The 7,971-nt window shown below is 67.4% G+C and carries 9 protein-coding genes; 3 read left to right on the top strand and 6 right to left on the bottom strand.

Annotation, left to right across the window (positions count from 1 at the left end):
- Together AC3AYF_RS15390 and AC3AYF_RS15395 are read right to left on the bottom strand one after the other, a co-directional pair.
- The coding region (locus AC3AYF_RS15390) for a hypothetical protein (protein ID WP_487779948.1) at window positions 1–966 on the bottom strand (966 nt) is incomplete at its 3' end.
- Between the two features lie 72 nt (window positions 967–1,038).
- Window positions 1,039–1,911 carry an ATP-binding protein gene (locus AC3AYF_RS15395; protein ID WP_295040487.1) on the bottom strand — a complete coding sequence of 291 codons (873 nt, stop codon included), beginning with the start codon at window positions 1,909–1,911 and terminating at the stop codon, window positions 1,039–1,041.
- A gap of 249 nt (window positions 1,912–2,160) precedes the next feature.
- Here AC3AYF_RS15395 and AC3AYF_RS15400 point away from each other — a divergent pair, with 249 nt between their 5' ends.
- Together AC3AYF_RS15400 and AC3AYF_RS15405 are read left to right on the top strand one after the other, a co-directional pair.
- Window positions 2,161–2,778 (top strand): hypothetical protein, encoded by a 618-nt coding sequence (locus AC3AYF_RS15400; protein ID WP_295040489.1) that lies wholly within the window; start codon window positions 2,161–2,163, stop codon window positions 2,776–2,778.
- A gap of 76 nt (window positions 2,779–2,854) precedes the next feature.
- Window positions 2,855–3,661: a M48 family metallopeptidase gene (locus tag AC3AYF_RS15405; RefSeq protein WP_295040491.1), complete on the top strand. Its 807-nt coding sequence runs from the start codon at window positions 2,855–2,857 to the stop codon at window positions 3,659–3,661.
- 313 nt (window positions 3,662–3,974) lie between these two features.
- On the opposite strand, the gene aroE is transcribed toward AC3AYF_RS15405, so the two are convergent.
- The 3 genes from aroE to tsaC all read right to left on the bottom strand — a co-directional run bounded on the left by aroE (window position 3,975) and on the right by tsaC (window position 6,346).
- Window positions 3,975–4,787 carry a shikimate dehydrogenase gene (aroE, locus tag AC3AYF_RS15410; protein ID WP_487779949.1) on the bottom strand — a complete coding sequence of 271 codons (813 nt, stop codon included), beginning with the start codon at window positions 4,785–4,787 and terminating at the stop codon, window positions 3,975–3,977.
- Entirely contained in the window at window positions 4,784–5,716 is a 933-nt protein-coding gene (gene hemF, locus AC3AYF_RS15415; RefSeq protein ID WP_487779950.1) for an oxygen-dependent coproporphyrinogen oxidase, read from the bottom strand. The genes aroE and hemF overlap by 4 nt, the downstream gene beginning before the upstream one ends.
- 78 nt (window positions 5,717–5,794) lie before the next feature.
- Window positions 5,795–6,346, bottom strand: a complete 552-nt coding sequence (tsaC, locus tag AC3AYF_RS15420; protein WP_295040497.1) for an L-threonylcarbamoyladenylate synthase type 1 TsaC — start codon at window positions 6,344–6,346, stop codon at window positions 5,795–5,797.
- Window positions 6,347–6,601: 255 nt separating this feature from the next.
- Here tsaC and AC3AYF_RS15425 point away from each other — a divergent pair, with 255 nt between their 5' ends.
- Entirely contained in the window at window positions 6,602–7,438 is an 837-nt protein-coding gene (locus AC3AYF_RS15425; RefSeq protein WP_487779951.1) for a 5'-nucleotidase, lipoprotein e(P4) family, read from the top strand.
- Window positions 7,439–7,467: 29 nt separating this feature from the next.
- Here AC3AYF_RS15425 and AC3AYF_RS15430 read toward each other — a convergent pair.
- On the bottom strand, window positions 7,468–7,971 hold a 504-nt coding region (locus tag AC3AYF_RS15430), incomplete at its 5' end, for a DNA-processing protein DprA (protein ID WP_487779952.1).

The following is a 7,971-nucleotide window of genomic DNA, read 5'->3' on the forward strand; positions in this document are numbered from 1 at the left end:
CTCGGCGATCAGCCATGCCACCCCCCAGCGCAGCCAGGTGCTGACGATCAGCGCATCGCGACGCTCGAGCTGGGCCGTGATGTCCTTCCAGACCACGACCGCCGCCACCGCCCGCGAGCGGTCGTCGCCAGCCCGGCTCAGCGGGATCAGCGTCAACAGGTAGCCACGACCGTCGTTTCCCTGGACCACGGACCAGTTCGTCCGGTCGTGAACGACCGGCACCTGGCGTCGTGACACCCAGTCATCGATCAGCTTCTGGGAGCTGTCGGTCACGCGCCACGAGCCCGAACCTTCGCCGACGCCATCCTGACGGGAGAGAATCGCGACACCGCTCTCCAACTGGTCGGAGAGCCTGTCGACATCGGGCACGACGGCCAACTCCACCTCCAGCAGTCCGACCAGGGTATCGCTCTTCTCATCCTCCGGGCCGAAGATCGGCGCGATCCCGGCCGTGGTGGCTCGCGAACCGTCGAACTCGATGCCGTAGACCGCACCCCGGGTCTCCAGGCTCCGTCGCAGCAGATAGTCGCTACCCCCGGATGTCCGGGGCGCGCCATTCGACTGCAGGCTCAGGAAGGGATTCGCATCGCTGTCACCGGGCAGGAAGAGATTGAGTTCCAGGGCGCTGCCCGCTTCCAGCGCCCTCCAGTAGGGGGCGAGGTTCTCGCGCAGCCGGGTCCGGATCGCTTGCAGCCGCTCCGGCGAGACCGGGTCCGAGGCCTGCGCCATGAGCCCCCGAACCACCGGGTTGGCGACCAGCGTGGTTGCCAGCAGCTGGACGCGGCGCTCGAGCCCCGCGCGGGAGGCGTTGATGGTGATCCCCTGCTCCCGGGACTGAAAATCCAGGTCCCGGGAAAAGTCCTCGCGATCGTTGAACAACGCCTGCAGCAGCATCCAGCCGAAGAACAGCGTCAGCAGGACGCTGCCCAGCACAATCAGCCATATCGGTAAGCGAGAGACCTTCACCCGGGTGTCACCTCATGAACGGTTCGCAAGCACGTCACGACTCATGCTTTTTCATGAGGGTAACTCATTCGGCTACTCCGTCGACCGTTGAATGGATTGCGAACCGATCCACTGACAGGCGAATTGCCATGCGGCACGACCGCTGCGGACGCCTCGCAGTGTCGCGTAGCGTACCGCCTCGGCGCGGGCCGCCTCGCTCCAGGCATCCTCTCCTCCCAGGTGCGCGACCCAATGGTGACAGGTCTCGAGGTAGGATTGCTGGTCGAACGGATGAAACGCCAGCCACAGGCCGAACCGATCCGACAGCGAGATCTTTTCCTCCACGGCGTCGCCATGGTGCAGCTCGCCATCGACCAGGTGAGTCTGTTGATTGTCGGCCATGGACTCCGGCAACAGATGACGACGATTCGACGTGGCGTAGAGCAGTACATTGTCAGGTGGCCCGGTCAGGGTGCCGTCGAGAACGCTCTTCAACGCCTTGTAGGCATCGTCGCTGCCCTCGAACGACAGATCGTCGCAGTAGACGACGAATCGCTCCGAGCGGTCGCGCAGACGCTGCACCAGGATCGGCAGCGCGACCAGGTCGTGACGGTCGACCTGGATCAACCGCAGCCCCTCGTTGGCCAGCGTGTTGAGCAGGGCCCGCACCATCGACGATTTGCCGCTGCCGCGGGCGCCCCACAGCAAGGCGTGGTTGGCGGGGTAGCCCTTCAGGAACGCGCGGGTGTTGTCCAGCAGGGCGCGCTTCTGGCGCTCGACCCCGATCAGATCGTCCAGCCGGACGCCATCCCGGGGGGATACCGCGACCAGCTGCCCGCCAAGCGGGTGGGACTGCCACAAGGCCGCGACATCACGCCCCCAGTCGACCGCTGGCGGCTGCTCGGGCAGCCACCCCTCGACACGATCCAGCAAGCGGCTCAAACGTAGCGCCAAATCACCATCCATCCTCGATTCTCCTTGAAACGAACTGGGCCAGACGATTCCGGCAAGAGGCTTCACGACCGGGGGGAAACAGCGACGAAAATCGATCTCCCCGGAGGATTGCAGGTTGCCGGAAACAGAGTATCTTGTGCCGGCTGAATCCGCGGGTCCAGTCGCATCCCGTTCGGTCGGCCCGAGTCATCGGCCATGGGGTGAGGTCGCGACACCGCCACTCCTCCCCGTTTCTCCCACACCGCATTCCAAGGAGTGACGATGGCGTTCCGCTTACGTTTGCTCGCCGTACCGCTGCTGGCGGCCTCCCTCGGTGGCTGCCTGGCGCTTCCTCAGGTCGGTTTCATGCTGGGGCGAATCGCGCTGTCGTCGATGGGCGTGGAGAACGTCCGCATCGGCAACTATCACTTCTCGCCCGGCCTGGAAGGGATCGACGAGCTCTCGCTGCTGAGCTCGGGGCTGGCGTTGGCCGGTCTGCCGGTGAACGTCGATCTGCCGCTGGCGATGGCGCTGCCGGCGGGAACGCCGTCGGTCACGCTTCAGGGCTTCAACTGGCAGCTCCAGGTGCCGGGCGCGGAACCCACCGCCGGCGAAGTCACCGACCCCATTGCACTGCAAGGCGGCGCGACGACCACCGTGACCCTGCCCGTCGCGCTGGAGCCGAGCGGGATCGACGCCCTCTCCTCCAAGGCCGAGCGGGTTTCATCCCTGCTGTCGCTCGCCCGACGATTGAGCCGCGACGGCGAACTGCCGGCGGGAAGTCGTCTCACCTTGACACCCACGCTACCGGCCGCCCTCGACGGTATCGTCACGCCGCCGACACTGGCGCTGGACATCGGTGAGCCGGCCGACGGCAACCAGCGCGCCCCGTCGGCTTGACCGGCCTGCCAGGCCGGGTATCTTGGGCCAATCGACATCCCCAACAACGCATGACCAGAGAGTTTCGGAGACCATCATGTCAGGAAGACCCTCCCCCCGGCTGATCGGCGCCCTCGGCCTCGCAGCCCTGCTGAGCGCCTGCAGCACCTCGCCGACGGGCCGCAACCAGTTGGCCTTCTATTCCGACGACGAGCTGGCGCAGATGGGCCAGCAGAGCTTTGCCCAGTACCAACAGGAACTGCCCACGGTCAGCGGCGCCCAGGCCAACTACGTGCAGTGCGTGGCGAAGGCGATCACCGCCGAGGTCCCCGCCAGCGCCGGGATCTCCGAGTGGGAGGTCAAGCTGTTCAAGGACGACACCGCCAACGCCTTCGCGCTGCCGGGCGGCTATATCGGTGTCAACACCGGACTGCTCGACGTCGCCACCAACCAGGATCAGTTGGCCGCGGTCATCGGCCACGAGGTCGGTCACGTGCTGGCGCACCACGCCAACGAGCGGGTTTCCACCCAGGCAGCGACGCAGAGCGGACTCTCCGTGCTGCAGACGGTGGCGGGGCTACAAGGCGCGGGTGGCGAACAGGTGATGGGGCTGCTGGGTGCGGGGGCGCAGTACGGCGTCATCCTGCCATTCTCGCGCAAGCAGGAATCGGAAGCCGACCTGGTGGGGCTGGACCTGATGGCGGATGCCGGATTCGACCCCAGCGCCAGCATCCAGCTGTGGCAGAACATGGCGGCCAACAGCCAGGGCCAGCCGCCGGCCTGGATGTCCACCCACCCCAGCAACTCGCAGCGGATGGAGGGCCTGGACAATCGCCTCAGCGAGGCCCAGCCACGCTACGAGCAAGCCAGGGCCAACGGCAAGCGGCCCAACTGCAAGGTTTGATTGGGATCCGGGCAACATAATTCGAAGGTGTTCGAGTTACCACTGATGTCGCGTCAACCGCCCTGTTGCTCGTGAATGCGAGGGGGATCCCCTCGCGCTCCCCTTTCTTGACGTCGCATGACGGCGAAACCCTGACCGCTGGAGCGCTGCTCCCGGGTCGGCGCGTAAGCACATCCCTGTGCCGACGCGCCTCTGGCGACATCCCTGTCGCCAGACCCGTCTCAGCGCTCCAACTGTCAGCACCGTCATGAAGACGTCAGGGGGTGGCAAGTTCGACGTACAGGCTTTGCCCGGCCTCTCCGCCTACGAGCGCTTACAGCTCCCGTCTCAGCAGCTCCCGCAGCGGTGCGGTATCCGGCCGCACCTGGCGCCACAGCCAGAAGGATTCGGCAGCCTGCTCGATCAGCATGCCGAGCCCGTCGACCGACCGCGCGCCCCGCTCGGCGGACCAACGCAGGAAGACGGTCGGCTCGGCGGCGTACATCATGTCGTAGGCCAGGCCGTCCGCCGCGAAAAGGCGATCCGGCAACGGCGGCAGGTCGCCGGCAAGACTGGCGCTGGTTGCATTGCCCCCCAGGTCGAACGGTCCCTCGATGCGATCGAAACCGCAGCCGGTGACATCGCCCCTGTCGGCGAACAGCGCCGCCAGCGTCTCGGCCTTCGACACGGTGCGGTTGGCCACCGTCAACGTCGCGATCCCGGCCTCCAGCAGCGGCTCGATCACCCCGCGCGAGGCACCTCCGGCGCCGAGCAGCAGGACGCGAGCACCGGCGAGCGGCGCAGCGTGGGCGTGCAGGTCGCGGACCAGGCCGACACCGTCGGTGGTATCGCCGAACAGTCTGCCATCCTCGCCTACCAGCAGCGTGTTCACGGCGCCGGCGAGCTGCGCCCGCGGCGACAGCACGTCGGCCAGCGCGAACGCCTCCTGCTTGAACGGCACGGTCACGTTGCCGCCTCGACCGCCGGCATCGACGAACGCCCGCCAGGCGCTCGCGAATCCGGTCACGGGTGCCTCGATGGCGTCGTAACGCAGGTTCTGGCCCGTCTGCTCGGCGAAGGCGGTGTGAATGCGTGGCGATTTCGAGTGGCCAATGGGATTGCCGAAAACGGCATAGCGGTCGGTCATTTGGGTAACGGCTCCTCGGTGGTATTCAGCCAGTCGCGGGGCTGGAGATAGGCGAGCAGGCGCGCTTCCTCGGAGCCCGGCTGCGGCGCCCACTGGTACTGCCAACGCGCCAGCGGCGGCATCGACATCAGGATCGATTCGGTCCGCCCGCCGCTCTGCAAACCGAACAGGGTGCCCCGGTCCCATACCAGATTGAACTCGACGTAACGGCCCCGACGATAGGACTGGAACTCCCGCTCCCGCTCCCCGAAGGGTGTCTCGCGACGGCGTTCGGCGATGGGCACGAACGCTTCCAGGAAGCTGTCTCCCACCGAGCGCTGGAAGGCGAAGCAGGTCTCGAACGGCCACTCGTTGAGGTCATCGAAGAACAGGCCGCCGACCCCCCGGGTCTCGTCGCGATGCTTGAGCGTGAAGTACTCGTCGCACCACGCCTTGAAGCGGGGATACACCGCTTCGCCGAACGGTTCGCAGGCCCTGGCGGCAACCCGGTGCCAGTGTTTCGTGTCTTCGAGACTGGGGTAGTAAGGCGTCAGGTCGTAACCGCCGCCGAACCACCATACCGGTTCTTCGCCCGCCTTGTCGGCAATGAAGAACCGCACGTTGCCATGCACGGTCGGCACGTGCGGATTCCGCGGGGGCAGCACCCACGAGACACCCACCGCGTGAAAGCTGCGCCCCGCCAGCTCGGGGCGCGCGGCGGTTGCCGAGGGTGGCAGTTTCTCGCCGTGGACGTGGGAAAAATTGACGCCGCCTTTCTCGAACAGCGCCCCCTCCTCGATCACCCGCGAGCGACCGCCTCCCCCTTCGGGGCGCTCCCAGGTCTCCTCGCGAAACCGCCCGCCGCCGTCGAGCGACGTCAGCGAGTCGCAGAGTGAATCCTGCAGCGTGAGCAGATAGTCCTTGACGCTTTCGAGATGGGGATGTGCCACGGTCGTCGTTCCTTCGGGTCCGGAGAATATGAGTTCAGGGCGGGAATCGGCACTGCGGCTGCGCACGTCCCGGCACCTTCAGGCGCGCAGCAGCCGGCCGGTCATCAGGTCGCGGATGGTACTTGGCCGGTCGCGTCCACCGAGCGGCCCATCGACGATCGCACCCAGCGCATCGCCGAATGTCCGGCGCACTTCGTCGGCGCTCATCGCCGGCGCTTCGCCCGCGCGATTGGCCGAGGTCGACACCACGGGTCCCCCCCAGGCGGCGCACAGCCCCTGCACCAGCGGATGGTCGCTGACACGAACCGCCAGCGTGGGATGCCCCCCTCTCAGCAGCGGTCTGGCCCGGCCATTGTCGGGTATCAGCCAGGTGTGAGGCCCCGGCCAGGTCTCGAGGAGACGTCGGCGGGCTCGTTCGTCGATGCCCTCGAGCCACTCCGAGAGCTGCCGGATATCGCCGGCGATCAGGATCAGGCCCTTTTCGCTGGCGCGCCCCTTGAGCGCGATCAGCGACGCCAGCGCCCGTTCGTCGTCCGGGTCGCAACCGAGCCCCCACACCCCTTCGGTCGGATAGGCGATGATCCCTCCCTGCCGCAGGGAGGAGACGGCCACCGAGAAATCTTGACGCATCTGGGTCTCTCTATCTGGGAAAACCTGGGTCTCTCTTCCACCGGCATCCGGGCCTTGCTTCCGCCACAGTCCGGCTGCCATTTCCACGGCAGTCGCGCCGCTGCCCATGGGCCGAATTCTAACACGCCGGCAAGCGGCCAGGCCGTGCTCCAACGTCGCACCCCAGACGCGCTCGAGGTGGCGAAGGCGCCTGGCGGCGGCCATATTGAAGGAGCGGATGTTCATCGACCGAACAGGACAATCAAGGAACCGCCAATGCCCCGCTCATCGCTGCCCCCGATACTCCTCTCGCTGGCGCTGACCGGCGGTCTCGCCGCCTGCGCCCAGCAGCCGGCGCAACCGCCCGCCCCGCGAGCCTCCCTCGCCGACGAACTGGTGATGGCAACGGTCTGGATGCAGTCCTCCGGCGAGTACGCCGCGCTCAGCCACCAAGCCTTCAATCTGGCCCGCATGAACCTGGACCGCGCGCTCGCCGCGCCTGGCAGTCAGACCCAGCGCCCGCCGGCGATCATCGTCGATGTCGACGAGACGGTACTCGACAACAGCCCCTACGAGGCGTGGCTGATCGCCAACGACGAGAACTACGCCAGCGACAGCTGGCACCAGTGGGTGGAGAAGGCCAGCGCGGTACCGATGCCGGGGGCGAAGTCCTTTCTCGACTACGCCGCATCGCGGGGCGTGGAGATCTTCTACGTCACCCACCGCCGCGACAATGAAACGGAGGCGACGCTGCGCAACCTACGCCAGGTCGGCTTCCCCGATGCCGACGGCGAGCACTTCCTGCCGCGTACCGACTCGAGCGACAAGACGGCCAGGCGCCTGCGCGTCGCGCAGTCGCATTGGGTCGTGCTGCTGATGGGCGACAATCTGGGGGATTTCTCCCAGGGATTCGACCGCGAGAGCGCCGCGGCGCGACGCGCCGCCGTCAATGCCCAGGCTGACGCTTTCGGCAGCCGCTACATCGTGCTGCCCAATCCCGCCTACGGCGCGTGGGAGGAAGCGATCTACGGCGGGGACTGGAGCCTGAGCGACGAGCAGAAGTCACGCGCTCGCCGCAATCACCTCGAGGTATGGGGCGGGCCGACACCCTGAAACCTGGCCCGGGGCGAGCAGGGAGGGCGTCAACGCCCTCTCCTGACCCAGCCGCCCGGGGTCTGGACGACCCAGCCATCGAGCTCGAGTTCGAGCAGGCCCAACTGGATGTCGGCGACGGAAAGCCCGGTCAGCTCGACCAGCAGATCCACCGGCGTCGGTGCGTCGCTGAGGGCCGCCAGTAGCGGCGACGCCGGTCTCTCGATCGCCGCCGCCTCAGTCGACGGCGCCGGGCTGGCGACCTCGCCCCCCATCGGCCCGGGCGCAGCCGACCGTCGGCGCGGCGGCCGGCCCGGCGGGTCGGATGGAGGCGTGATGGCGGACTCGGGGGTGGATATCGGCACCTGCCAGGGCGAGAGATCGCCCACGATGTCCTCCACATGACGCACCAGCGCGGCCTCGCCCTGCCGGATCAGACGCAGGCAGCCCTCGGACTGGGGATTGTGAATCGACCCAGGTATCGCGAACACCTCCCGGTTCTGCTCCAGCGCCAGGCGCGCGCTCACCAGCGAGCCGCTCTTCTCCGCGGCCTC

Source organism: Salinicola sp. (assembly GCF_982684285.1).